19 protein-coding genes are annotated in these 26,309 nt (G+C 40.3%); 13 read left to right on the top strand and 6 right to left on the bottom strand.

Annotated features, from left to right (window positions below; translation table 11 throughout):
* The first annotated feature begins 15 nt into the window (after nt 1-15).
* The 11 genes from ACLD6A_RS01405 to ACLD6A_RS01355 all read left to right on the top strand — a co-directional run bounded on the left by ACLD6A_RS01405 (nt 16) and on the right by ACLD6A_RS01355 (nt 11,921).
* Nucleotides 16-1,137 carry an AAA family ATPase gene (locus ACLD6A_RS01405; protein WP_180964320.1) on the top strand — a complete coding sequence of 374 codons (1,122 nt, stop codon included), beginning with the start codon at nt 16-18 and terminating at the stop codon, nt 1,135-1,137.
* Nucleotides 1,134-2,078 (top strand): DUF58 domain-containing protein, encoded by a 945-nt coding sequence (locus ACLD6A_RS01400; RefSeq protein ID WP_410313376.1) that lies wholly within the window; start codon nt 1,134-1,136, stop codon nt 2,076-2,078. Before ACLD6A_RS01405 ends, ACLD6A_RS01400 begins: the two co-directional genes overlap by 4 nt.
* A complete protein-coding gene (locus ACLD6A_RS01395) occupies nt 2,078-2,608 on the top strand; it encodes a hypothetical protein (RefSeq protein ID WP_410313375.1) in 531 nt (176 codons plus the stop codon). Before ACLD6A_RS01400 ends, ACLD6A_RS01395 begins: the two co-directional genes overlap by 1 nt.
* Nucleotides 2,608-3,741 (top strand): vWA domain-containing protein, encoded by a 1,134-nt coding sequence (locus tag ACLD6A_RS01390; RefSeq protein ID WP_410313374.1) that lies wholly within the window; start codon nt 2,608-2,610, stop codon nt 3,739-3,741. The genes ACLD6A_RS01395 and ACLD6A_RS01390 overlap by 1 nt, the downstream gene beginning before the upstream one ends.
* Nucleotides 3,738-4,892: a vWA domain-containing protein gene (locus ACLD6A_RS01385; protein WP_410313373.1), complete on the top strand. Its 1,155-nt coding sequence runs from the start codon at nt 3,738-3,740 to the stop codon at nt 4,890-4,892. Before ACLD6A_RS01390 ends, ACLD6A_RS01385 begins: the two co-directional genes overlap by 4 nt.
* Nucleotides 4,889-5,479 (top strand): DUF6466 family protein, encoded by a 591-nt coding sequence (locus ACLD6A_RS01380; protein WP_410313372.1) that lies wholly within the window; start codon nt 4,889-4,891, stop codon nt 5,477-5,479. The genes ACLD6A_RS01385 and ACLD6A_RS01380 overlap by 4 nt, the downstream gene beginning before the upstream one ends.
* A 171-nt stretch (nt 5,480-5,650) precedes the next feature.
* Complete coding sequence (locus ACLD6A_RS01375; RefSeq protein ID WP_410313371.1) at nt 5,651-5,839, top strand: hypothetical protein; 189 nt, start codon at nt 5,651-5,653, stop codon at nt 5,837-5,839.
* A gap of 1 nt (nt 5,840) precedes the next feature.
* Nucleotides 5,841-7,493 (top strand): alpha/beta hydrolase, encoded by a 1,653-nt coding sequence (locus ACLD6A_RS01370; protein WP_410313370.1) that lies wholly within the window; start codon nt 5,841-5,843, stop codon nt 7,491-7,493.
* A gap of 53 nt (nt 7,494-7,546) precedes the next feature.
* Nucleotides 7,547-8,989, top strand: a complete 1,443-nt coding sequence (purB, locus tag ACLD6A_RS01365; protein WP_410313369.1) for an adenylosuccinate lyase — start codon at nt 7,547-7,549, stop codon at nt 8,987-8,989.
* A 16-nt stretch (nt 8,990-9,005) separates the two neighbouring features.
* On the top strand, nt 9,006-11,441 hold the full coding sequence (locus tag ACLD6A_RS01360; RefSeq protein WP_410313368.1) for a YbhN family protein: 2,436 nt from the start codon (nt 9,006-9,008) through the stop codon (nt 11,439-11,441).
* A 198-nt stretch (nt 11,442-11,639) separates the two neighbouring features.
* Nucleotides 11,640-11,921 carry an HU family DNA-binding protein gene (locus tag ACLD6A_RS01355; protein WP_004119480.1) on the top strand — a complete coding sequence of 94 codons (282 nt, stop codon included), beginning with the start codon at nt 11,640-11,642 and terminating at the stop codon, nt 11,919-11,921.
* Nucleotides 11,922-12,029: 108 nt separating this feature from the next.
* On the opposite strand, the gene ACLD6A_RS01350 is transcribed toward ACLD6A_RS01355, so the two are convergent.
* The 3 genes from ACLD6A_RS01350 to ACLD6A_RS01340 form a co-directional block, all read right to left on the bottom strand.
* A complete protein-coding gene (locus ACLD6A_RS01350) occupies nt 12,030-14,381 on the bottom strand; it encodes a RelA/SpoT family protein (protein ID WP_410313367.1) in 2,352 nt (783 codons plus the stop codon).
* Nucleotides 14,382-14,503: 122 nt separating this feature from the next.
* The gene (gene dut / locus ACLD6A_RS01345) at nt 14,504-14,983 is read right to left on the bottom strand and encodes a dUTP diphosphatase (RefSeq protein WP_004128220.1); all 480 of its coding nucleotides are present in this window, start codon (nt 14,981-14,983) and stop codon (nt 14,504-14,506) included.
* Nucleotides 14,984-15,277 carry a DUF4193 domain-containing protein gene (locus ACLD6A_RS01340; protein WP_004128217.1) on the bottom strand — a complete coding sequence of 98 codons (294 nt, stop codon included), beginning with the start codon at nt 15,275-15,277 and terminating at the stop codon, nt 14,984-14,986. It lies immediately after the preceding gene.
* Nucleotides 15,278-15,435: 158 nt separating this feature from the next.
* Here ACLD6A_RS01340 and sepH point away from each other — a divergent pair, with 158 nt between their 5' ends.
* The gene (gene sepH, locus ACLD6A_RS01335) at nt 15,436-16,695 is read left to right on the top strand and encodes a septation protein SepH (RefSeq protein WP_246905085.1); all 1,260 of its coding nucleotides are present in this window, start codon (nt 15,436-15,438) and stop codon (nt 16,693-16,695) included.
* Nucleotides 16,696-16,745: 50 nt separating this feature from the next.
* Here the strand turns inward: sepH and ACLD6A_RS01330 are convergent, their stop codons facing one another.
* On the bottom strand, nt 16,746-18,002 hold the full coding sequence (locus ACLD6A_RS01330; RefSeq protein WP_410313366.1) for an alkaline phosphatase family protein: 1,257 nt from the start codon (nt 18,000-18,002) through the stop codon (nt 16,746-16,748).
* Between the two features lie 229 nt (nt 18,003-18,231).
* Here ACLD6A_RS01330 and ACLD6A_RS01325 point away from each other — a divergent pair, with 229 nt between their 5' ends.
* Nucleotides 18,232-20,895 (top strand): DNA topoisomerase (ATP-hydrolyzing) subunit A, encoded by a 2,664-nt coding sequence (locus tag ACLD6A_RS01325; protein ID WP_410313365.1) that lies wholly within the window; start codon nt 18,232-18,234, stop codon nt 20,893-20,895.
* A gap of 36 nt (nt 20,896-20,931) precedes the next feature.
* Here ACLD6A_RS01325 and ACLD6A_RS01320 read toward each other — a convergent pair whose 3' ends face one another.
* Both ACLD6A_RS01320 and ACLD6A_RS01315 read right to left on the bottom strand, forming a co-directional pair.
* Complete coding sequence (locus ACLD6A_RS01320; protein ID WP_410313364.1) at nt 20,932-23,661, bottom strand: InlB B-repeat-containing protein; 2,730 nt, start codon at nt 23,659-23,661, stop codon at nt 20,932-20,934.
* A gap of 328 nt (nt 23,662-23,989) precedes the next feature.
* On the bottom strand, nt 23,990-26,296 hold the full coding sequence (locus tag ACLD6A_RS01315) for an InlB B-repeat-containing protein (RefSeq protein ID WP_410313608.1): 2,307 nt from the start codon (nt 26,294-26,296) through the stop codon (nt 23,990-23,992).
* Nucleotides 26,297-26,309 lie beyond the last annotated feature (13 nt).

Below are 26,309 nucleotides of genomic sequence, written 5' to 3'. Positions count from 1 at the left end.
GCTAACATAGAGCCTATGGCATTATTTCCACCGCAACCACGTAAGCAACAATTAAATAATAATTCCAATATGATTCCTAATGCGAATATAGCTTCTGCAGCAGGTAAATCTACAGTTGGATTATCAAATGCTCAAGATTCGACTACTATTTCAGCAGACGATATTCGTCGCTGCCAGCAGATTGCAAACATTTTGCGCTCGCGCTTTGCACAAACTTTAGTCGGTCAGGAAGCATTGCGAGAATCTCTTATTTTAACACTTATTGCTGGCGGACATATTCTCATTGAATCTGTGCCAGGCCTTGCAAAAACCACTGCTGCACAAACTCTTGCAACTGCAATGTCTGGTAGCTTCCGACGCGTGCAGTGCACTCCTGATTTAATGCCAGCTGATTTAGTTGGTACGCAAGTTTTTGATTTTGCATCCCAACGTTTTACTACTCAGATTGGTCCTATTCACGCAAATATTATTTTGCTAGATGAAATCAACCGATCTAATGCAAAAACTCAATCTGCAATGCTTGAAGCTATGGCAGAAGGCGCAACAACAATCGGCGGAGAGCGTATTGCGCTACCACAGCCTTTTATGGTTATTGCAACTCAGAATCCTATTGAAGAAGAAGGCACTTTTAATCTTCCTGAAGCTCAAATGGATCGTTTTATGGTTAAGGCAATTATGACCTACCCGAATCCTGACGAAGAAGTTCGAATGCTTCAGTTGCTTACACAAAGAGGTTCAGATGTTGTTGATCCTGCAACTTTAAGCACACAGCGCATTAGCTTGCAAGATGTTGTGTTTATGCGTGCTGCAGCTCGACATATTCATGTTTCTGAAGCAGTTATGAAGTATGCTGTTGATATTGTTGCAACTTCTCGAGGCGAAGGTTCTCACCCTCTTGCAACCATCAATACTCTTGTTCGCATGGGTGCAAGCCCTCGTGCTTCTATTGCGCTTATTCGTATTGCTCAGGCTCATGCTTTGCTTTCTGGTAGAGACTATGTAATTCCAGAAGATGTTAAATTATTCGCGCACGAAGTATTAAGACACCGTATTCTGTTGACTTTTGAAGCTTTGGCTGACTCTATTACTACTGATCAAGTTATTGACGCATTGGTAAAGACTGTTCCTGTGCCATGATACCTATGAAGCGTTTAGCGTTGTCTGAGCCAGCAAAAGCTGTTCGCCGAAAAATTGAGCTGCTCGACCAACGCATAGATTTGCCTATTGCTCGTAAAGCATTGGGATTACTAGAAGGTGAGCATCCTTCGCATCGTCGTTTTGGAACCGGGGATGTTATTGATGTTCACGCTTGGCAACCTGGTGACGAAGCTAGAATGATGAACTGGTCTGCTAGTGCTAGAACAGGTCAGCCTATGGTTTCTTCGCGCGAACGTACTTCGTCATCTCATACTTGGATTGTGTGTGACGCAAGTATTAATATGAACGGCGCTTGCAAATCTTTTGAAACATTGTATGAGATTGCTGCAAATGCTGCATGCTTTTTTGCAGCTTTAAGTTTAAGACGTCACGATTCTGTTTCGTTACTTTGCGTTGACGGTAACAACATAGTTAAAGTTCCTCAAGCTCGCAATCTTTCTGATTTTGAAAGAAATCTTGACAGTGCTTTGCTTAATACTCGAAGTCACATTCGAAATACTGAGTATTTGATTAAATCAATGCAAAAGTTTGTTGATTCAAATGGTCTTGTTGTTCTTATTACAGACGAGTATGCGTTGCAAGCTCACGATGCGGATAGTTTACGAAAAATTACTCAAAATCATAATCTCGTTGTTGTAACTATTTGCCCAGTTAATTCTTTTGATAAAACAATTAACATGCGTATAAGCGACGGCATTACTTTGCGAAAAATTCCAGCTTTTTTGCAAAACGATAACGTTAAGCAAGAGGTTGAAAATCGCAGAAGCGTAAAAAGTAGTGCCTTGCGTGACATGCTTGTTGGTGTTAAAGCGTCATTAATATGTGGATCATCTAGTGAGGAAATTTTCCGAGTGTCTGCTAAATCTGTAAGTCGTACGAATTATCTTACTGAATCATTACGCAAGGAGGATGTGCAGTAATGAGTATGCAAGATATTCACCCACAGATTCATAACGACATTCTTTTTGCAAGCATACTTGGCGTTGCTTTTGTTGTTATTGTTATTGCTGCAATTGTTTTGTATTTTTCTTTCAAAAAGCCGAAAGTTTTGTTATCTTCCGACGAAATTGCAGATAATGCTGTGCATGTTCATCGTGAAAACAAACAAGCTTGGCGAAATGAAATTGACGAAATTGTAAAACAATATCACAGCAATGAGCTTACTTCTGATCAGGCTTGTGCAAAACTAGCGTCAGTTGCTAGAACTTACGTTTCTCGAATGAGTGGTGAAGATATTAAAACGCATACTTTAGGTGAAATTAGTTCTTTGCGCCTAAAGTGGCGAAATAAAAAGGGTGCAGATATGTTGCGCCAAACAATCGCAGCTTTGTATCCGCCAGAATTTGCTAATTATAAAGAGAACGAACAGGCACAAAATACTACTGTTGATCAAGCAGCAGAGTGGGTTCTTGTTTTGCTCGAAGGCTGGCAAACGAAGGGGCAACGCTAATGAGTAAGATATTTGAAACTTTGTGGCCTTGGCGTTTTAAGTGGCCTTTAATTTTTGCTGCAGGAATACTAGTATGCTTAGTTATTTTTGCTGTTTTGATTGTTGGAGACGTTATTCGTCAGCATATTCTTAAAAAGCAGTATCAGAAGCATCACCACAATCTGAATCAAAAATTCTACACTTTTACTTTTGATGAAGATTTGCAAGGATCTTTAGCAAGTCACTCATGGTATATGTGGAGAAGGCTTAAAAGATGCGCAACAGCAATGTTGGTTTTGTCTTTATTAGGGTCGCTTGCGATTGCCTCTAGACCTTCTCGAGTGTTTAATGCAGATGAACAAATAAGTTCTAGAGATATTGTTTTATGCCTGGATGTTTCCGGCTCTGCATTGCCTTACGATCGCGAAGTTATTCTTGCTTATCTTAATTTTATTGAGCATTTCCAAGGCGAACGAATAGGTTTAAGTATTTTTAATTCCACTTCTAGAACCGTTTTTCCTTTAACGGATGATTATCGTCTAGCTAAAAAGCAGCTGCAGTATGCTGCTAATTTGCTTGGAGGCGTTCAGTCTCAAAATAAAATCGACAATTTGCAGCAGCGCCAATATCAGGAAATTTCTGATTGGCTTGAAGGCACACAAAATAGAAAAAATGCAACTTCTCTTATTGGAGATGGCTTAGTTAGTTGCGCTGCAATGCTTCCTGGTTTTATTTATGGCAATGCGCATAATTCTAGTAAATCTCAAAGTCGTTTTAACAGAAGTGCATCAATTGTTCTTGCAACAGATAATGTTGTTTCAGGAAATCCAACTTACTCGTTAAAGCAAGCTTTAGATTTGACTAAGCAAGCAAATATAACTGTTGACGGCTTATATTCAGGCGCTAAACAGAATGAGAATGAAGATACAACTGTAGACATGAAGAATCTTATTGAATCTCATGGCGGAATATTCTTAACTCAACGAAATACTGATTCTGTTCTTAATCTTGTAAGAGAAATTGAAAAACGTCACTCAGTTATTCCTCAAGGCACAACGCAATCAGCGTTTAGCGACGATCCTGGAATATGGGTGCTTATTAGCGTTGTAAGCGTTGTTGTGTGGTTGGCTATTGCAAAGAGGATTAAGAGATGATATCAACACTATTTTCAGCAGCGGCTCTCAATTTCTCATACGGCAGAATTGTTGCAGATGACACTGCTAAAGCAGGTCAACTGGTTCTCGCTCCATCTTATGGTTGGATTGTTGCGATTATAGCCGTACTTATTGTTCTTGTTGCAATGTTTTTTGAAATCGTGCCTTTAAGAAGAAAATCGGCGCTAACAAACGAAACTTTAGCAATGAGATTGCGAAGAATAGCTATCTGCGCAATGCTCGTAATCTGCATACTATCCCCTAGTATTATGCGCGCAACTATGCAACGTGCTGTAAACGCAACTAACGTGATTATTGCAGTTGATATTACAGGATCAATGCGAGCTAAAGATGCAGATTATGATAATAAGGCAAATATTGAGCGCATTGATGCAGCTCGCTCTATTGTTAAGCAAATAACTAAGTCTTATGCAAATGCGAGTTTTGCAGCTATTTCTTTTGGAGCATCCACGTCTGTCGATGTGCCTTTAACTCCGGACGCAAAAGCGGTTGATAATTGGATAACAACCTTACTTACAGAGCCTACAAGTATTGCTACAGGAACAAGCCTGGACGCTCCAATAGATCAGACTTTGCTCACAGCAAAAGCTATTCATGACGCTCATCCAGACGACACAACAGTGCTGTATGTTCTTAGTGATGGCGAAGAAACAACTCAACGAAAGCGCAGAACATTCTCATCTTTACGAGCATATATTACTCACGCTTTTGTTATTGGCATAGGCTCGTCTAAAGGTGCAAAAATACCGCTTAAAAGTACGAAATTAAGTATTGACGATTACGCTTCTGAGCAAGATCTGCAAGGAAAATCAGAAGGAGATTCCAATTTAAGTTCTTCAATACAATGGGTTAAAGATCCTTCTACTGGAAAACCTGGTATTTCAAAGCTTGATGAGAAAAACTTGCGAAATATTGCGGATGAGCTTAGCGGAAAGTATATTCATTCTTCTTTAAATCACGCTTTAGGAAGTGAAGCAAAGCCAATACTTTCTCATCAGTGGCGTATGAATGAAACAGCGAAACCGCGCTTGCGTCCAGAACCAATTATTTGGCCATTTGCCACAATTGCTGCTGTTTTGCTTATATGGGAATTAGTTGTTTGGTTTATTACATCAAGGAAATTAGTATGATGCGCATATCTAAACGAAATATTATTCGCGTTATTTCTATTATATTTCTTATTATTGCGTTATTCGCAGCATACTATGTGATTACTAATTGGCGTGCGCAATATGCGTATAATGCTGCAACAAACAGCCTTATTGCAAATATGAAATCTGCTAAAAATATTTACAGTGACAAAGACATATTGGTTACACAACAGCAGCAGACTGACGCACAATTTAGCGACGCTAAATCTCAGCAAATACTTTTATTACCAAAACTTAGCGAAGACATTGAGCACAATTCTGAAATTTCACGAAAGTTTACTGAAAGCCTTAAGCAAAAGAATGGTAAAAATAATGCTAAATCTCCTGCGTCTAAGAGTAAGCAACTAAAAAACTCTAGTAAGAGCGAAGAAAATAAGAATCAGACTGAATCAAGCAAGCCTAAACTTAACAATACGCAAAAGAATAAAGTGGAAGACTTGCTTAAGCAGAACAATAAGGTAAATCCTAAAGATCAACAAGATCAAGAAGATCAGGATAATCAAAACGGAAAAGAAAAAACAACTAAGCGCACAACGAGTTCAGACGGTTCAAATAAGCCTTGGTAATTCTTAGCGATTAGCAGAATCGTTGGTGTGCTAGTAGTAAATTTACTGCAAATTTACTGCAAAATTTTTAAGCAAAGCGCGAAAAAGTTTGCAAAAAATTGCTTATAGCTTTTAACCACAATGCTTACTTTTTGGTGACTTTAATTTAGCAAGTGTGTTTAATACTTAACTATGCACACATATTACGAATGGAAATGGCTTATTCAGCGCACTGAACAGTGCGCAAGAAACATTCTTGCTGAGGCTAAAGCAAGCGAATTAAACGAATGGCAAGGTATTGCTGCCCAGTATTTTCGCCATAGCATGAGCAATATTGCTAACCAAGCATATTCACTCTACGAAATTAGAGGAGGAATGTAATATGCCTTGGAAAGTTCAATCTTCTGTTTCTGGCGGAATATCTCTTACAGCTGCGCAAAGCGAAGCATACTGCAGTGTATCTAGAAAACTAAGCAATCTTGCGCATGAAATGTCAATGTTAAGTGCTTCTTGGCAGCATGCTGCAATGGTTATTTCTAATCAAACTTCAGCTTTTAATAATTTATCAGCTTCTTACAATCCTTCCTCACCTTTTGCTATGAACGCTTCTCAAAGTTTTCTAACTCCCAGTATTTGCAATGCTTACGCGTCTAAATGTCAAAATATGTCTCAAAATTTAGAGCAGTTGGCAGCTCTTATTATTAGAGCAAGCGGCATTTACGAGGAAGCTGAGCAGAAAGCAAAAGAGCAATTTGATAATGGCATTGCGCTTCTTACAACAATTTTTCCTATAACATCCTTGCCATTTTTCATTTCAGCACTCTCTTCAGCTTCTAACGATGCTAATAACCACACAGGTCTTAAAAATGTTGGAAAATGGGCCCACAAAACTCGAAAAATTCAGCAAGGAACTATTCGAGGACTTTCTCAAAATCTACTAATAAACCCAATTACAGGAATACCTCTGTTTATTTTAGGAGCAGCGCAAAGTAAAAGAAATAATCGAATGACAAAAACGTATAGAAATAAGTCGCTTAATTTCTTAAAGTACGCAAATAAGCATATTGATAATTCAAACAAAACAGTTTCTTCAATTCCATTTGTTTCTGGAGCGCTAAGTCTTTTTACAGCACAGTTAAATAACAAAAATCAAGGTAATAATCTAACTGTTACTAAAATTAGCGAAGCTTGGAGAAAACCAGCTTTTGTTCTTCCTAAACCTGGAAGAAATTTGAGTGAAACTCTCGATAATTTAGCTGAACTCGGCAGCGGAAATTTGGGAGTTCGCCCGCCACTTGCTAATCCAGATGCGGCAACTATTGCTATTTCACGCTTCAAAAAAGCGGACGGAAAAACATCTTGGCTAGTTGTAATACCTGGAACAGACGGTAAAGCTCATTCACCGTTTGGATGGGAGCAGAATGCTGAGGTAATGAGTCATACTCCTTTAGCTAGAAAGCAAGCAGATAGCACAAGAATGGTTATCGAAGCAATGAAAAAATCTGGGATTAAGCCTAAAGACCCTGTTGTGTTGGTTGGTCATTCGCAAGGCGGTATTGTGGCTGCAAGTATTGCAAGCGATTATTCAAAACAGTACAACATACAGCATGTAGTAACCGCGGGCTCTCCTATTGCAAATCATCCTATTGCAAAACGCACTTGGGTTACGAGTATTGAAATGGAAGATGAGCTTGTTCCATCTCTCGACGGCAAGGAAAATCCTCGCCGAAGTAATTGGATTACTATTCACGGCAAAGCAACGCATGTTAAAGAAACTCAAAAGCCTTTGCCTCCTGGAGTAACGCGTTTTTCTGGAAGGAAATATTCTAATCAAGAATTTAGTAAAAACGGAATATTTGTAAACGATGTGCCTGAAGAAGGAACTTTAACTCATGACATGCACTATCATAAAGCTGCCTACGATGACGCTCTGCAATTAGGCTCTAAAAATGTGATTATGCATAATCAGCATTTTAACAGTATTATCAACGGAAAGTTAGAAAGCACTACCCTATGGCAAGGCATAATGCATTAGTTAATATAATTTATCTAACTGCCTAATTCACAGCATGATGTAACCTTGCAAGTATGAAGCTTACTGATATTTCTCCTGCAATAGCTCTGACTCCTTTAGACGGTCGTTACCATAATCAAACTTCAGAACTTGTTGAATACTTAAGTGAACCTGCGTTAAACCGCGAGCGCATGCGTGTTGAAGTTGAGTGGATGATTCTTCTTGCAAACGGATATGAGGGGAATAATTGGCAGCCTATTGTCAATGGTGTAAATCCTTTAACGGATGAAGAATGTGAGTATTTGCGCAGTATTCCTGAAGATTTCGACGCCGCAGGAATTGCGCGTCATGCTGCTCATGAGGCTGTTACGCATCACGATGTTAAAGCTGTTGAATACTACATTGATGACGCTTTAGATGAGGCTGAAAAGAAGTTAGGTCACGAAACTCAGCTGTCTAATCTTAAAACTTTGGTTCATTTTTCTTGCACAAGTGAAGATATTAACAATCTTTCTATTGCTCGTTGCGTAAAAAATGCGGTTTTGAATGTTTACAGGCCGAATTTGGAAGCAATTGTTGAATATTTAGTGAGCAATGCTCAAAAGTATCGCGACTTGCCAATGCTTTCTTTGACGCATGGTCAGCCTGCTACTCCAACAACTTTGGGTAAAGAATTGGCTGTTTTTGCATACCGTTTGAAGCGTCAGATTAAACATCTCGACAATCAGGAATATTTGGGCAAGATCAATGGTGCTACTGGTACTTTTGGTGCTCATTTAGCAGCATTCCCTAACGTTGATTGGATTGGCGTTTCTAAAGAGTTTGTTGAAAATCGCATGTCTCTTCAATGGAATCCATTAACAACACAAATTGAAAGTCACGACTGGCAGGCTGAACTTTATAGCACAGTAAGCCACACTAACCATATTTTGCACAATCTTGCTGTTGATGTTTGGATGTATATTTCTCGAGGCATTTTTGTTCAAGTTCCTGTAAAAGGTGCTACTGGATCTTCTACTATGCCTCATAAGGTGAATCCTATTCGCTTTGAGAACGCTGAAGCTAATCTTGAGATTTCTTGCTCTCTGTTTGATACTCTTTGCGCAACTCTTACAGAAAGCCGTTGGCAGAGGGATCTTACAGATTCTACAACTCAGAGAAATATCGGTTCTGCTTTTGGCTACGCTCTTTTAGCTCTTAACAATCTTTTGGGCGGACTTAATTCTATTCACCCTAATTCTGATTTTATTCTTAAAGAATTGGATGCTAATTGGGAAGTTCTTGGCGAGCCAATTCAAACCGCTATGCGTGCTGAAGAAATTGCGGGAGTTCCTGGAATGGAACGTCCTTATGAGCAGGTTAAAGAGCTTATGCGAGGACATCATATTTCTCAAAAGGATGTTGAAGATTTTATTTCTTCTCGCGAGTTTGACGAGGATACAGCTTGCAGATTAAAGTCCTTGACTCCTGCTTCTTACACTGGTTTTGCTTCACGATTGGTGGATTTTATTCAATAAGTAAACGGTAAGAACAATGCAATCTCGCATAAATCCAAATCTTGTTATTGAAGACACTCAGCCAAGTTTAGTGAGAAATTGGGCTGATTTGCTGTACGCACTTTCAGCTATTGCTGTTGCCGTACTTACAGTTTTGTCAGCAATGTGGCTTTCTGCAACAACAGTCGGCGTGGAAATTGATGCCCGTAGCGCTAGTAAAATAATTGGTCTTACTGTTACCGGAATTCCATGCGCGTTAATACAGCAGGGTTTAACGCTTATTGTTGTTGCAGAAGTAATTGCTTTTATGGCTGCACAAAAGCGTTGGATTGATACTGCTATTTCTGTTATTACGCTGTTTGTAAGCTACGGCTCAATATGGCTGCTTTCTGACGCTATTGCTTCTACACACAATTTGCCCCTGCTTTCTGCATTGCATTCTCAACCAACAAATTCAGTAACAGAATTATTGCCAGACATGTACGCTGTTCTGGTTGCGTTTCTTACAGTAAGTGGCCCGCGTAAAGAATATAAGCATGTAATGTGGGGCTGGAATGCTCTGTTTATTGTTTCTGCAATACTGCTATTTTCTTCATGGGACTCCTACCCTGCAGCGCTTATTTCTTGTTGCGTAGGAAGAACTATTGGAACATTAATAAGATTTGCTAAAGGTACGAGCAGTAAAGGCGCTTGGGGTGATGACATCGTTATTGCGCTTAAAAATATTGGTATAGATAATCTAACTCAGCTTACTCGCAGAACTCAGCAGGCTGACCATACTGGAGTGTTACGCTCAAGCTTGGATGACGATTTAATCGAAAATTCAAGACTTTATGACGCAACTGATATTCACGGAATGCACTATGTTATTTCAGTTTTAGACAATCAAGTGCATTTACCTGGATATTTGAATCAGCTGTGGCAGTGGGTGCGTTTAATTGATATTCCAACTCGACGTGACCGTTCAGCAAGACATTCCGTTCACCATCATCTTTCAATGCTTCTTGTATTGAGAAATCTTCATTTGCCAACTGCTAATGTTTACGGAGTATCTGACAGCGATAAATCATCAATCATGGTTTTTCACGCAGCAAATGCTTTACTTCCTTGTAATTTGAACACTCTAACTGTTGAAGATGCGGCAAAACTTATGAGATACGTTGACGCTGCAAATATGCGAGGAATTACGCATAGAAGAATTACTCCAGAAACTATTGCACGTTTAGAGGATGGAACTCCTGTTATTGCAGGATGGCAAAATGGCGATGTTGCCAGCGATTCAACAAATATTGCTTTAGATAAAGTTCAATTATTGACTCTTATTGCTGCATGCACAGATATTGAAACTTCAATCAAAGCCGCTCTTAACGCTTGGGGTGCAGACAAGCTTGCAGAAATACTTCCTTTTATGCAAAAAGCTGCTATTCCTGCCTCAACACGTTCTCTTCCTTCTTGGAATAAGAAAGTTTTTGAGCATCTTTGCAATAATCTAAGCCAAACAGTAGCGCTTCATACTGATGAAGAAGACTACGATACAGTACGATTGGCTCGTTTTAATATTCGATTCTTTGTGAGCCTTGTTTTAGCAATTATTGCTATTGCTGTTATTGCAACACAATGGCATCCTCAAGAAGTGTTTGCAGCGTTGAAGCATGCTAATAATCTAATGGTTTTGCTTTGCTTTATTTTCAGTATGCTTGCTTGGGTTGGCTCTGCAATTACTTTAGGATCGTTTATGGATGATCAAAAACCGTCTTCTACGGTTTTGTTTGCTTCTCAAGCAGCATCAGGTTTTACAGCAGTTTCTATGCCTGCAGGCGTTGGCCCTGCTTTCGTCAATATGCAATTATTGAAAAAGAATGGCTACAATTCAACTCAAGCTACTGCTATAACTAGCGCAGTATGGCTTATTCAAGCTTTAATAACAACTATTGTTCTTCTTGTTATTGGTATTTTTACTGGAAAGAATGTGCTTTCTGGAATGATTCCAACACACATGCTTATTACAGTTATTGGCATAATAACCTTGTTAATATGCACTTTAATGGCCATTCCTAAGGCTCGTAAAATTATTCGCAAACATTATCTTCCAATACTGTCTGATTATGGCAGACAGATTAAAGAGCTTGTTTCACACCCTCTTCAGCTTATTGGCGGATCTTTTGGAGCGATTGTGCTGGTTGCTTGCATTGGATTGGGATATTGGGTTGCATTACTTGCGTTTGGCTACTATGCGAACCCTTGGGAAACAATACTTTTGTTCATTCTTGCAAATACTGCAGGATCCGCAATACCAACACCTGGCGGCTTAGGCGCGGTTGAAGCTTCTCTTACTTTTGCGTTTACGTCTGTTGGAGTTCCACCTACTATTGCATTGTCTGCAACCTTGCTTTATAGGCTTATGTTCTACTGGCTAAGAATTCCTATTGGTGCTTTTGCTATGAATTGGCTTAGCAGCCGTGAGCTAATATAAATGGCTTAATTACTCAACTTTTGTGTATTTTTCTATCAAAAAATCGCAATAAGACTATTCAGAATGAGTTTTTTATAAAAAAATACATAAAATTATTGAAAAAAATGCTAAAAATGGCCACATTTGTAGGGAAAATGTATTAGTATCGAGAATGAACGTGGCCTTTGCAAAGAAGGCCCCTGACCCAAAGGATGCTGCATGGCATACAACAAGTCTGATCTCGTTTCTAAGATCGCACAGAAGTCCAACCTGACCAAGGCACAGGCCGAGGCCGCCGTCAACGCATTCCAGGATGTGTTCGTTGAGGCTTTGCAGTCTGGTGAAGGTTTGAAGCTCACTGGTCTGTTCTCCGCAGAGCGCGTAAAGCGCGCTGAGCGCACTGGCCGCAACCCTCGTACCGGCGAAACCATCAAGATTCCAGCTTCTTACGGTGTACGTATCTCCGCTGGTTCCTTGTTGAAGAAGGCTGTTACCGCCTGAAATTAGACGGATGCGCATTCAAAATGTGCGATTAATAAAGAAGGACGTTCCAAAGCTGGACGTCCTTCTTATTTTTATCTTATCTTATTTCATTTTATTTTATTTTATTTATAAGTCTCCGCGCTCCATTTTACGCAAACGAGGCTCAGCGCTATCTTTTGCGCCAGTAATACGATAAACGTCAAAAACGCCTTCAATCTTACGAATAGCAGCTAAAAGCGTGTTCAGATGCTGAGGGTCTGCCATTTCAAACGTAAACTGGCTTGTTGCAACACGGTCGTCTCCAGTGGCAATAGTTCCGGAAAGAATATTTACGCCATGATCCGAAAGTACGCGAGTAACATCAGATAGCAAGTGTTGCCTATCCAAAGCCTCAACCTGGACCTTTACTAAGAACAAACCCTTATCGCTTGTCCATTGAACAGGAATAACTCGTTCAGGCTGAGTTTTTTGTAAATCAAGCATATTCTGGCAGTCAGTTCGATGCACAGACACGCCTTGATTTCTAGTAATAAAACCAATGATGTTATCTCCTGGAACAGGCATACAACATCTTGCAAGCTTTACCCAAACGTCTCCAACACCCTTAACAGAAACACCTAAAGCACCATTAGATTTTCTATTGCGCTCTACATTCTTAAGAGGTAATGCTTCCTGCTCTACTTCTTCTGCGACCTCATCTGCACCAGCATCTTTTACTAAGCGCGAAATGACATTTTGCGTAGAAACTTGGCCTTCGCCAATAGCTGCATACAACGATTCAACGTTAGTAGGCAAATTGAGTTCATCAGCAACGCCAATTAAAGCCTGCTGTGTCATTAAAGTAGTTAAAGGCAAGTTACGTTTACGCATAGCGCGAGTTAGCTCGTCCTTGCCCTCTTCAATGGCCTCAGAGCGACGTTCCTTGCTAAACCACTGACGAATCTTATTTCGAGCACGTGGACTTTTAACAAAACTCAGCCAATCACGAGACGGACCGGCGGTATCTGACTTTGAAGTAAGAACTTCAACCGTGTCACCATTTGTAAGCTTAGTGTCCAAAGGAACTAATCTTCCGTTCACTCTTGCGCCCATCATGCGGTGACCAACTTCAGTGTGAACCGAATAAGCAAAATCAACCGGCGTTGCATCTTGAGGAAGAGCAACAATACTTCCCTTTGGAGTAAACACGTAAACTTCAGAAGCTCCAAGATCTTGCTTTAATGAACCTAGGAACTCATCAGAATCAGGCGTTTCACTAGTCCAATCGGCAAGCTGCTGAATCCACTTAAGATTATCTGCTTCACTAAGCTCTTTACGATCTTCAAGCTCACCTTCACGCTTACGGTCATCTCTGTCTGGCTTACTTAAAGCCCTACCAGCCTGACCGTTTGCCTTGTACTTCCAGTGTGCAGCAATACCAAATTCAGCACGCCTATGCATATCCCAAGTACGAATCTGAATTTCTACAGGCTTTCCACCAGGACCAACAACAGTAGTGTGCAAGCTCTGATACATATTTAGTTTAGGAGTTGCAATATAGTCCTTAAAACGACCCGGAACAGGGCTCCAACGCGCATGAACCGCTCCTAATGCGGCATAGCAATCTCGAATAGAGTCAACAATAATTCTAACGCCAACAAGATCGTAAATATTCTCAAAATCATGACCGCGAACAATCATTTTTTGATAAATCGAGAAATAATCTTTTGGACGACCCTTTACTGATGCTTCTATGTGTTGAACTGCTAAATCTTCGTTGATTTCTTCAAGAATTTGACGCAAATAAACTTCGCGCTGACCAGCTCTACGAGCAACAAGTACAACAATTTCGTTATAAATTTTTGCATAAAGAACTTTGAAGCTAAGTTCTTCAAGCTCAGTTTTAATAGCATTCATACCAAGACGGTTTGCAAGAGGAGCATACACGTCAAGAGTTTCTCGAGCTTTTTTGTGTGAACTTGCTGGTTTAACATAACGCCATGTGCGAGCATTGTGTAAGCGGTCTGCAAGTTTTACAACAAGCACTCGCACATCTCGGCTCATAGCAACAACCATTTTTCGAATTGTTTCAGCTTGTGCGCTTTCGCCATACTCCATCTTGGAGATTTTTGTAACACCATCAACTAATCCGGCTACAGTGTCACCAAATTCTGCACGACATTCTTCTAACGTGTAATCAGTGTCTTCAACAGTGTCGTGCAATAATCCTGCCGCAACAACAATCGGACCCATGCCAAGATCTGCAAGAATCTGCGCAACTGCAAGAGGATGAATAATATAAGGCTCGCCTGATTTACGACGCTGACCTGTATGCTGTTTTACTGCGCGGGCGTAAGCACGATGAAGAATAGTCATATCTTCATCGGGATGATGCCACTTGCACATGTTTAATATTGGCAGCAATGGGTTACGAGAATCCTCACTGATTTCGCACCCAAGCCTATGAGCGCCTTTTACATCATCTTGAAGTTCACCCATCGCAGCACACCTCCTGTATTGTCTACTATCCTACCCGCAAAAATGCGTTATGCTCTACAAAATTGTCAAATAATACAATAAATCCGACTCAGCGCTAAAACTGGTCGGATTTACTAAAAAAATTATTGTACGCCGGTTGAACCAAAGCCTTTATTTGAACGATCAGAACCAGGCAATTGTGTTGCTGGAATAAATTGTGCTTCTACATAACGCTGTATAACCAATTGAGCAATACGATCGCCGCGATTAAATTTCACGGTATTTTCTGGATCTAAATTAATAAGCGGTACTTTAATTTCGCCACGATACCCAGCGTCAACCGTTCCAGGAGCATTCAACACAGTTACTCCCTGTTTTGCGGCAAGACCAGAACGAGGATGAACCAAAGCAACGTATCCAGCTGGCAAAGCAATAGCAACCCCAGTTGGAACTAAAGCACGTTCAAATGGACGCAAAGTAATATCCTCAGTAGTACGCAAATCTGCACCAGCATCGCCAGCATGTGCATAGCAAAGCGGCTGCATAGTGGAGGATTCGCCATCGAGATATTGAATTAATACCTCAACCTGCTCGGGGCCAGTGTAGGTCTCGTCGTATGCCATTTAAGCTGCGCACTCCTTGCAAACAGGCTGTCCATCAGCCGTAGTTTCTGCTAATTGACTACGATGCTTTACAAGGAAACATTCAGAACAAATAAATTCATCACCTTGCATAGGAATAACAGTTACAGACGCATCTTCATTGCTTAAATCAGCACCTGGTAACTCGTAGTCTTCAGCAATAGCATTCTCGTCATCGTCAATGTCGCTGCTGGAATTTTGAGAGCTTTTGCTCAAAGCTTCCAACGACTCTTCGTCCTCATCTTTACTACGAGGAGAATCATAATCCTGTGCCATTATGGTCCTTTCGTTTTAAGCTACCTACGCGCATAGCATACATTAATGCCACCCCGCATATAATACACACATTTTATCTTATATAGAATGGTAAAGAATGCAGTGTATGGACTAAAGTATATACATAGTATTGTTAAAAGCGAAGAAAGTGGTGCACAATGCTTGAAAATCCGCCAAAAGAGGCGAGTTTTGACCATGTTGATGCAGACGGCAATTTGATTTTTATTTTTGAAAACACGCCGTTAAGCATTAAAGTGGACGACACGCTGGAACACGCTATCGCTGAATCACAAAAGATTACTCAAAAGCATAGCGATAATAATTCGGCAGATAATAACGTATCTGCAGCATCGTCGAACGCTACCCTGCCTATTTCGCAGATTCAGGCTTTAATTCGCGCTGGAGTTGATCCAAGCCACGTTGCTAAGCGCTATAACGTAAGCGAAGCTCAAGTAAGGCGATTTTCTGCTGGAGTAGAAACAGAAAAACAATACGCTATTGAGCAATTCCTGCTTGTTCCTGCACCAAAACAAAGCAATATGCGCACACTTGCAGATTTAATAGAGCGCACTCTTGCCAAAGCTCATATTGGCATGGAAACAGTTCAATGGCGCGCGACACGCCGAGGCTTAGAACCATGGCTTATTAGCGCTACTTTCAAAACTGCAACACGCACTATTAAAGCTGAGTGGACTTGGAACATGCACGACAACTCAGTAACATGCGCTAATCCATCTTCTCGTTTACTTCTTGGAGAAGACGCAAATGGTAATGATGCTGCTAAGCAAGCACAATACGGCGGAATGTACCGTGACACTGTAAGCATAAACTTCCCATTTTCAACAGAAGAGTTGCCGGGAAATTCAATTCGTTCAGCAAGAATTGAACGTGCTGTTTCACAATGGGAGCTTCGAAATAGTGACAAGCTTTCTGAAATTTCGAATAGCTCTGATATTTCTGATAGTTCTGATTCTAAGCAAGAGCATAAGCAGGCAAAATCTAGGAAAATCGCGGATTCTTCAAATGATTTAGCCGAAAACGCGCTATCAAATAGCAGCAGAGCTCAGCAACCTTCGCTTATACAGTCAGATTATGATGAACAAGATGCATCGTCTAACATTCTTTCCTACGACTCGAGTGAAGCGCAAAAATCTTTGGCAGACAAAGTAAAGCAAACCGAAAAAGCTGAGAAAGCAAAAAGAGTTGAAGCAGCTGAAAACGCAGAAAAAGTAAATTCTGATGCTGCAAAATCTTTGAATACCACTTCTACAAATAATGAAGCCGAATTTGACGCTAATCAAGAGTCTGATTCTGCGAAGAAAAACTCTTTAGATCATGCAGATCACAATAACAATAAGAGACGAAGTGGAAGAGCTGCAGTTCCAAGCTGGGATGAGATTTTATTTGGCGAAGGCTGATTCTTTTGATTTTAGAGCGAATTTTTACTACGAAATTTAAGCTAAAAAATTCACACTAAATCAATAAGACATGGAATATCCATTTCCATGTGAGTCATTGACCCATGAACACTTGGTAAGCTCATAGCTTTTTCTGTTTGAGTTCGAGAATCAACAATAGTAAAAGAGTTACGAGCCTGAACTAGAACGTCGCCAAGAACAGATTCTGCTCGCGGATCAACCTTGCCAAAAACGCCATCTAAGATAGCCTGCTTTTTGCTGCGAATAAGCGCATTTTCACCAATAATTTTGCGCCATCTTTCAATAATATCTTCTGGATTAGTGTTTTTATTCGCATAAAGCATAACAGAGCGAGGTTCTCCACCAACCAGTTCAACTCCGCGCATTAACTCTTCACTTTTAGCAATATCAATACGAGAGTTAGGGTCAGACTGAATCATACCGTGGTCGGCAGTAATAACAATCAAAGTACCTTTAGCGCAATTTCGTTGCAACAAGCGCAACTGCGAATCAACCTGCTCAAAAGCGGCAACCCAATGCTCAGAATCCCATCCATAATTATGCCCAACCTTATCCGTATCTCTTAAATACAAATAAGTTAATCCCGGAGTTTTAGTAGTATTGGCGGCTTTCATGATTCTAGCTCTAGGAGTTCCAGCAGTAATATAAGTAGCTCCACGAAAAGCAGCTTGAGTAAGTGGGGAATTTTCAAACTTAGGCAAACTAATACTATCTGCACGAAAACCTTTAGAAACTAGGCTTTCAAACACTGTTGGTTGCTGCTGCAATTCCAGAGGATTTGGAGCATCCTTAAATTGAATAAGTTGAGCAAGCTTTCCAGTTTGAGCATTTTTTTGAGTATAGCCAGTCATGCAAGTAAGACCTGGGCATGTGCCTGTGCCAAACGTTGCCATTGCAGCAACAGTTGTGCTTGGAATACAAGATTTAATAGGGCGCTGATTTTTAGGCTCATTTAAAAGAGAACGCAAATATGGTGCATGACCTTGACGCATTAGAATATTCCAGTATCCCAATCCGTCAACTAAAACAACAATTGCAGATTTTACTTTAGGAAAACCAAGACTTTCGCGCAAAAAAGCTGGATTTTCATGCACTTTAGTACTTATAGGAGCGCCAATTGCATCGCTTAAAGCTGGTAAAACGGATGAAAGATGAAAAGCTCCGCCACTTTGCTCAGAGCAAGAATCATGCGAATAATCTTGCAAAGTTGAGCTGGAAAAATCTCCATAAGTAATATTGCTTACAAACTGCAACAATTCTTTTTTAGATGGCACATCAACACTCATACACACTATTGAACCACTTATATAGAACCACAAGCTACTACTGCTAACCGCTACTAAGCACTAATACTGAGAAAGCAAAATCATTCTAGCAAAATAAAAAATACTAAATTAGTAACAAATCTTCAGCAAATAAACCTACTTTTATTAACAATATTAAGAAAATACTTACAGTTTGTGCATAGAAATTGGTAGTATTGAGAGCCGTAATGTCATTCAAGGAGTTCTAAATATGCCTTCACGCCGTCACTCAACACAACAAGCTTTCGACCCAAGAAAAGTCAAAGAGCATATTGTTGAAACACCATTGAATGAAGAAATGAGCAAATCATTCCTTGAATACGCTTATTCTGTTATTTACGCGCGTGCTCTTCCAGATGCTAGAGACGGCATGAAACCTGTTCAGCGACGCATCATTTACCAAATGGGCAACATGAATTTAAGCCCTGATCACGCTTACATGAAGTCTGCTCGCGTTGTTGGCGAAGTAATGGGTAAGCTGCATCCTCACGGTGATTCTGCAATTTATGAGGCAATGGTTCGCCTTGCTCAGCCGTTCTCACTACGTTTACCACTTGTTGACGGACACGGTAATTTTGGTTCTCTTGACGACGGTCCTGCAGCATCCCGCTACACGGAAGCACGTTTAGCTCCCGCAGCTCTTGGAATGAACGCGGATATTAACGAAGATACTGTTGATTTTGCTCCAAACTACGACAACAAACTAAAAGAGCCTACTGTACTTCCATCTGCTATTCCAAATCTTCTTGTAAACGGAGCTTCCGGCATTGCTGTTGGCATGGCAACAAACATGGCAACGCATAATTTAGGCGAAGTAGTTTCTGCAGCAAAATATGTTATGAAACATCCTGAAGCCACATTGGACGATCTTATGAAACTCGTTCCAGGACCAGACTGGCCAGGCGGAGGAATTATTATTGGCAGAAGCGGCATTCGTGAAGCTTACGAAACTGGGCGCGGAGCGTTTACAACGCGTTCCACAACACATATTGAAAATATTACCGCTCGCAAAAAAGCGATTATTGTTACCGAGCTTCCGTTTATGGTTGGTCCTGAGCGTGTTCTTGAGCGTATTTCTCAAGGCGTAAAAGCTCGTAAACTCGACGGAATTTCGGGTGCTATTGATTTAACTGACCGACACAACGGCACTCGCCTTGTTATTGAAATAAAAACAGGCTTTGACCCTAACGCAGTTCTTGCGCAACTTTTTAAGCACACGCCTCTTCAAGAAAGCTTCACTATTAACAATGTTGCATTAGTTGATGGAAGACCACACACAATGGGATTGCGAGAGCTTTTGGACGTGTGGATTGCGCATCGCAGAACCGTTGTTAGAAGACGCAGTGAGTTTAGACGCACGAAAGCACAAGAGCGTCTACACTTAGTTGACGGCCTGTTACTTGCCTTACTTGATATTGATGAGGTTATTCAGGTTATTCGCTCTTCTGAAGATGCAGATAGTGCAAAAACCAAGTTAATCAAAGTTTTTGATCTTGACGAAATTCAAGCACAATACATTCTTGATTTGCGCCTTCGCAGACTTACAAAAATGAGCCGAATTGAGCTTGAAGCGGAACGCGATGATTTACTTAAAAAAATTGACGAACTAAATCAAATCTTAAGCTCTGACGCAAAACTTGACGGAGTAGTAATAGCAGATATGGATTCTGCGGTTAAACAGTGGGATACTCCACGAAGAACAATTCTTCTAGACGAAAACGAAGACGGCAGTTTTGTTCCTGTTGAAACAAGCATTAGCAAAGATAGCGAAGACGTTGCAATTAAAGCAGTACAGTCCGCTAATAAACTTACTTCAACTCAAGCAGACTTGGCTGCTGCAGCTAGTGCTGCACGTAAATCTGGAGAGAATGATGCGGCTTACGCAGCTTTGCAATTAAGCGACGAACCTTGTGCGGTTGCGTTAAGTGCTTCCGGTTTCATTGCACGAACCGACGTAGAAACATTCGAACGCTGGAAGTCGCACAGCGAAAACGTTTTTAACACTCCTTGCTCAACAATGTTTAAAACAACAACTCGAGCAAGCTACGCTCTTATTACTTCCGCTGGACGCCTAGTATTAGCGCATGTTGCTGATTTGCCGCAGCTAAACTACGAAGAAGGAAAAACTTCTGAATTAACAAAAGGCGTAAAAGCACAAGAATTGTTAACATCCACGCAAAGCACAGATCCCGTAAGAGGAGAACGTGTAGTTACAGCAATAGTATTAGAAAATTCCGAATCTCCTACCCCGCTTGCGATTGGAACTAAAAACGGCGTAGTTAAGCGCTGGAATTGCGAAGCTCCAACAACCATGGACTCGTGGAGCATAATTGATTTGAAAGATGACGATGCTGTTATTGCCGCAGCCCCAGCTAAAGACAATGACAGACTTGTGTTTATTAGCACAGATTCGTCACTTCTTACCTTCGACGCAAAACAAGTTCGTCCACAAGGACGTACAGCAGGAGGAATGGCTGGAATTCGCCTAGCTGAAGGTGCAAAAGTTGCAAGCTTTGCAGTAGTGCCAGAACAAGACATTGAATGGCATTATGAAGAAGGCGAAAATGGACTATTCTGCGCAACTGGAACAGTAGTATTCACAGTTGCTGGCGACAGCGATGCTCTTCCTGGAACAGAAAACGGTGCTGCAAAACTTACACCTTTCGACATGTACCCAACAAAGGGTCGCGGAACTGGCGGCGTGCGCTCGCAACGATTCCTTAAGGGGCAGAATACTCTTATTCATGCATACGTTGGATATTATCCACTGCATGCAGTAACAGATAGAGGAAGCCGCGTGGAGCTACCTAAGCCAGACATGCGAAGAGACGCTTCGGGAACCGAGCTTGTTTCCCCAATTGCGCATATTGGGTAGCAACGTTTTGCTTGCTAGTTTTACACTTTTTTAAAGCTAGTTTTTGCGAGCATGCTTGGAATATCTGCGAAGTGACTTTCTAGCTTCTACAAACGCAAAGATTCCTGCAGTTACAGATGCAAACAAATAATTTATTACCGTAGATACTGCTGAACCAGTTTTAGGAAGATGCTTAACAACGCGCTGGGCTTGTTGTTGTTCAGGTTGCTCCGGTTGAGAAGGAGCTGGAGCTGGCTCAGGTTCCGACTCTGCTTCAGCAGGCGTCAGAATCGGAGCTGGAGAAACAGGAACCGACAAATCAGGAACTGGCTCTGCTTCTGGCTCAGGTTTTGGAATAGGCTTTGGTTTCGGGACTGGATTCGGCTTATCACCAGCCGGCGTTGGAGGTGTTGGAGGTTTAGACGTATATGAACTATACACAGAAATACTGCTACTAACAGTAGTATTTCCAGTGAACTTAGTACCTTTACCATCTTTCCCAGTAAACCAACCGTTAAAAGTAAAACCAGGCTTCGTAGGATCAGGCGGCATCGACTGGTCAGTTAAAGAATCGCCACTAATAGAAAGACCTTGCTGAACTTTCACAGTTGCATACGGATTATTTTCATCATCATTTATAAATTTGACTACAGCAATCTTTCTTCTCAACACAAAAGTAACAACTTTTTGAGTAGAATCCGTATCGCTTTTATTTACTCCAATACTAAAGTTCACACTAGTGGAAGAATTAGCAATATCTTTTGAATCAGCAACCCACTCATAGTTCTCTGGAGCATCAGCAGTTGGATTCACAGTATAGTTTCCTGGAGCAAGATACACATTGTTGTCAGAAATATACCCAGCAGCATCAGGAAGCAAAGCCGTGTTTTTATCTGTAATCATCTTTTGAAGTTCAGCTTTTGTAGGAGCTGTTGGCGTATTAGAAGATGAAGTAAGAGTATCACTTACAAGAGTATTTCCAGAATAAATAGCATACTTCTTACCACTCTCAATCTTGTTTTGCGAATCTTTGTACTGCACCACAAGCTGCGTAGGAATCGGCCTAAAAGTCACATAATAATGCTTGCGCGAAAGAAACTTTACAGGCTTGCCATCTTTCATTTCGTAAGCAAACGAAAGATAGTGATTTCCTGGATTCTTAGTAGTAGCATCATCTTTCGTAAACTCATGATTGGTGTTATTTGGCTTGTCAATATCGTTATCCCAGTACACATAGCCTGGAATATTCTTGTCAATAAGCTCAGCAAGTGTTGGTCTTTTCGCATAGTTTATATCTGAATCATTGTCGAAAGACAAAATAGATGTCTTACCATCACCTTCATCATTACGATAGAAACCTGCTTTATCAGTTGTTACAACAGTAGTGCCACCAATATCTTGCAATCCCTCAATTTCGTGAAATGGAACTGACGATATTAGTGTACCCTTATTTTTCTCATCATCAGTTAAAGATGGATGAGTATCAGAGTTCCCACGCTCCTTTAACTTACCTTTATCATCCACTCCTCTTGGATTCTTAGCTCTATATTGCAAGTCGTCTACAAAATGGAATTGAGCGTCCGCAACAGAATAATATCGTATAGATGGTGTATAACAAGCTGATTGACAGTAGGAATGCGAAATTCTAAGCAACTCGATATTAAATTTATATTTATATGTCAACTTCATATATAAGTGATTTGTAAATGAACTAATCTCTAGATTTATCATCCTTTTTGAATCATCAGCAATTTTGTAACCATTTAGCTCAACAGTAAAAGGCTCAGCCGCGCCTTTAGTTGTTGCTTCAGATCCCGCATAAATACTTCCATCTTTTGCGATAGTTCCATTAATTGACACACCAGGAATCAATGTTAGAGTTCTTTTAATGCCTTCTTTGTAATTGTTCTTATATACTTTGTAGACAATATATTCACCATTAATATTTTTCAATATTCCCAATTGTTTATAATTAAGTGTGTACAGTTCGCTAAGCTCCTCTTTAGGATTAGGATTATCAGGAGTTGCATCAGGCTTAAAATAAATCTTTTCTATTTCAGTTTCGTTATTATTAAACGCTTCTGTAATTTCAGCGTCTGAAATTATATCTGAAAATGGATTCGTAATTTTTTTAGGATTTTTTATATAACTGTATGATATATAGGTTTCGCCCTCACCGGTTTTCGTATAATTTTTCTCAGTATCAAATACAGAATCTGTAGCAGTTGTACTATTGTTTCCACTAGTAGCTTTAAGAACAGTTTGATTCGTTGAGCTTTCAGCATGTGAATTGCTTTTACCTAAGTTGCCAGTTGACGCAGAATATTCAGATTTACCAGTTACTTCCCCATTAGATTTGGAATTCTTAGTATCTTTCTCAGAGTTCGCAGACTGTTGTGTATTTGAAGATTGAACTGAGTCAGCAGGACTTGACTGCTCTGTAGATGGTGCTGGTTCAGCAGTCTTTTTAGGTTCTGATGACTTCGCAGATTCTGCAGTATTCTTTGGTTCTGCAGTTTTTACTTCATTCGCAGAACCTTTAGCGAAAGCAGACCCCCCCCCATTTGTTGTATTAGAAGTTGCCGTAGAAGAAGTTACGGAAGAAGAAGTTGCTGTATTAGAACCTGTGGCAGAAGAATTATTTGCAGAAGAATTTACAGGCGTATTAACGCCAGAAACAGTTGAAGTTTCAACCGCATTCGCGCTTTGTGCCATGCAAAAAGCGCAAGCAGCAGTAGCAATACTTGCCATCGTAGTAGACAGCAAAATCGAAGTTCTTTTATTCATCTTGCCCTCTTTTTAGAAAATATAAAAAATTATTTAATAAAAACTCACACACTCTGCTCTCATAACATCGCTAAGCAACGTATACATACAATTATACGAATAACCTTATATCAATATAACAAAATGTGACCAAGCTCACAGATTAATAATTATTACTTACCAAACAAATCAGAATGAGTGTCGGCTCAGCTGTTCGCTATTGAAGCACAGTGAGCTTTCAACTCAAAATAAGGCTTCTGCTTAGTGTAATTAAACATTAAACAGAAGCCTTAATTATTAAAACTTAAGCAATTAAAACTACGTATTGCTTACCACTTACCACTTACCACTAGTTTCTGCTCTTGCGATTTGCAGCAAATGATTCAGCAAGTCCAGCGAAGCCAGCGAAAAGCGAGGCAATTGCGGAAGCGAGAACTGAGGTTGCAGTTGAGCCAGTTTTAGGAAGATGCTTAGCAACGTGCTTAGGCTGTTGTTCCGGCTGCGAAGGAGCTGGTGCAGGTTCCGGCTCTGCTTCAGCAGGTGGCAGAATCGGAGCTGGAGCAACAGGAACCGGAAAATCAGGAACTGGAACAGGATTTGGCTCCGGCTCTTTATCCGGAGTCAAATCTATATCCGGCTCTGGTTCAGGCTCTGGCGTAGGCGTAGGAGCTGGCGGATTAGATATATACGAACTATGCACAGAAATATTGCTACTCACAGTAGTATTTCCAGTGAACTTAGTACCTTTACCATCTTTCTCAGTAAACCAACCGTTAAAATTAAAACCAGGCTTTGTAGGATTTTTAGGCATCGACTGATTTTTCAGTTCATCACCATCAATCGAGCTACCTTTTTGAACTTTCACAGTAGCATACGGTTTACTGTCATCGTCGTCGAAAAATGTTACTGTAGCAATTTTCTTTCGCAATACGAAAGTAACAACTTGCTGAGTAGAAACGTCATCAGTTGCATGCACTGCAATATTAACGTTCGCATCAGTTGGAGCGTTAGCAATATCTGTTGAATCAACAACCCACTCATAGTCCTCTGGAGCCTCAGCTGTTGGCTTTACAATATAGCTTCCAGGAGCAAGATACGCATTGCTATCAGAAAAATAACCAGCAGCCGCAGGAAGCAAAGACGTGTTTTTGTCTGTAATCATCTTTTGAAGTTCATCTTTTGTAGGAGCTGTTGGAGTATTAGAAGACGAAGTAAGAGTATCACTTACAAGAGCATTTCCAGAATAAATAGCATACTTTTCACCGCTCTCAATATTGTTTTGCGAATCTTTGTACTGTACAACCAGCTGCGTAGGAATCGGCCTAAAAGTAACATAATAGTGCTTTGTTGTTACTTGATTATCATCCTTATCTCGCACAATACCGTAATCGTAGTTTCCAAATTTCTTGGTATTATCCGTGGTGAATGTGCCACCTTCAGGAGTGTCAATATCGTTACTGTAGTAAAGATAGCCAGGAATGTTAGTTTTTTTAAGCTCTTCCATCGTTGGGCGTTCAACAATATCTTTCTTTGGGTCGCCTTCGTAGCTTAGAAGAGGAATAAAATAATTTGCAATAGCGTTATTGCAAAACTTTACATTATACACATTTTTATAATTTTGCAAATCAGTTATATTTAGCTTGGTAAACGATTTAGTAGAGAACTTGTCAGTTTCACCATCACTACGCTGAGAAAGTTCACCAGTACCTTCAATACGTGCAACATTGCGATATTGTAAATCATCTACAAAATGAAACTGCGCGCCACACTCTGGTATAAATACAAATAATCCCGGTGCAACACTTGAACCCTCATAATTAAGAGATTGATTTCCATAAATAATTTCATCATCTTTGCGACCGTACATTGTCATATGCACAAAGGTTTGATTTCTATGCATGTAATATTCAAAAGGCGTTTTTGTTGTAAGGTCTTTACCAATAAATTTCCCATTTATTTCAAGCGTGTATGGTATCACCGTATCAGGAGCTTTACTACAATCAAAGCTTAGAGATCCATCATTATTCCTAAACTCACGAGAAGATTTATATGGACGTATCTCACCCTCACCACCGTACGCTTTTTCGGCACGAGGGATAAAAATGTAATTATCAATGCGACCAAGCATATCATGATATTTATTCTGGATTGTATACGTAAATTCTTGAGTGTCCCCTACAGGTTTTCCATTCACAACTTTAAACTCTTTACCAGCAGGAGTATAAAAACTTTTAACAATAAGCGGGAAAGGGTATGCGGACGTTGTTTTATCCTGCAACTCTTTTACTTCATCAGGCGTAATAACATTCGGGAACGGATTGGTTACATTCTCATCAGTAGTAAAATCGTATTTGCCATATTCGTTAAGCTTAACTTCGTTTTTCTTCTCGCCACTATTTGTGGACTCTTCTGCCGCTTTATCATCTTTTGCCGCACGATCTTCAGCTGAGTCTGTTGCAATCTTATTATCTTTTAGCTCTTTATCACCCTTGACATCTTTGACATTTTTATCTACGTTTGCTTTTTTATCTTCTGATACTTCTTTCGCAGCTTGAGCCGACTTGTATACAGCTACTTTGCCTTTCTTTGCATCAGTCGAATCGTTTGCAGAACTATCATCTTTTACATTACTATTTGCAGCATCATTATTAGGAATGTTCGCGCTCTTA

Origin of the sequence: Gardnerella sp. Marseille-Q9691 (genome assembly GCF_046507715.1) — a bacterium.
Lineage (GTDB): Bacteria > Actinomycetota > Actinomycetes > Actinomycetales > Bifidobacteriaceae > Bifidobacterium > Bifidobacterium greenwoodii.
The sequence above is the reverse complement of the archived record's forward strand: the minus strand, read 5'-3'. Positions and strand labels throughout refer to the sequence as shown.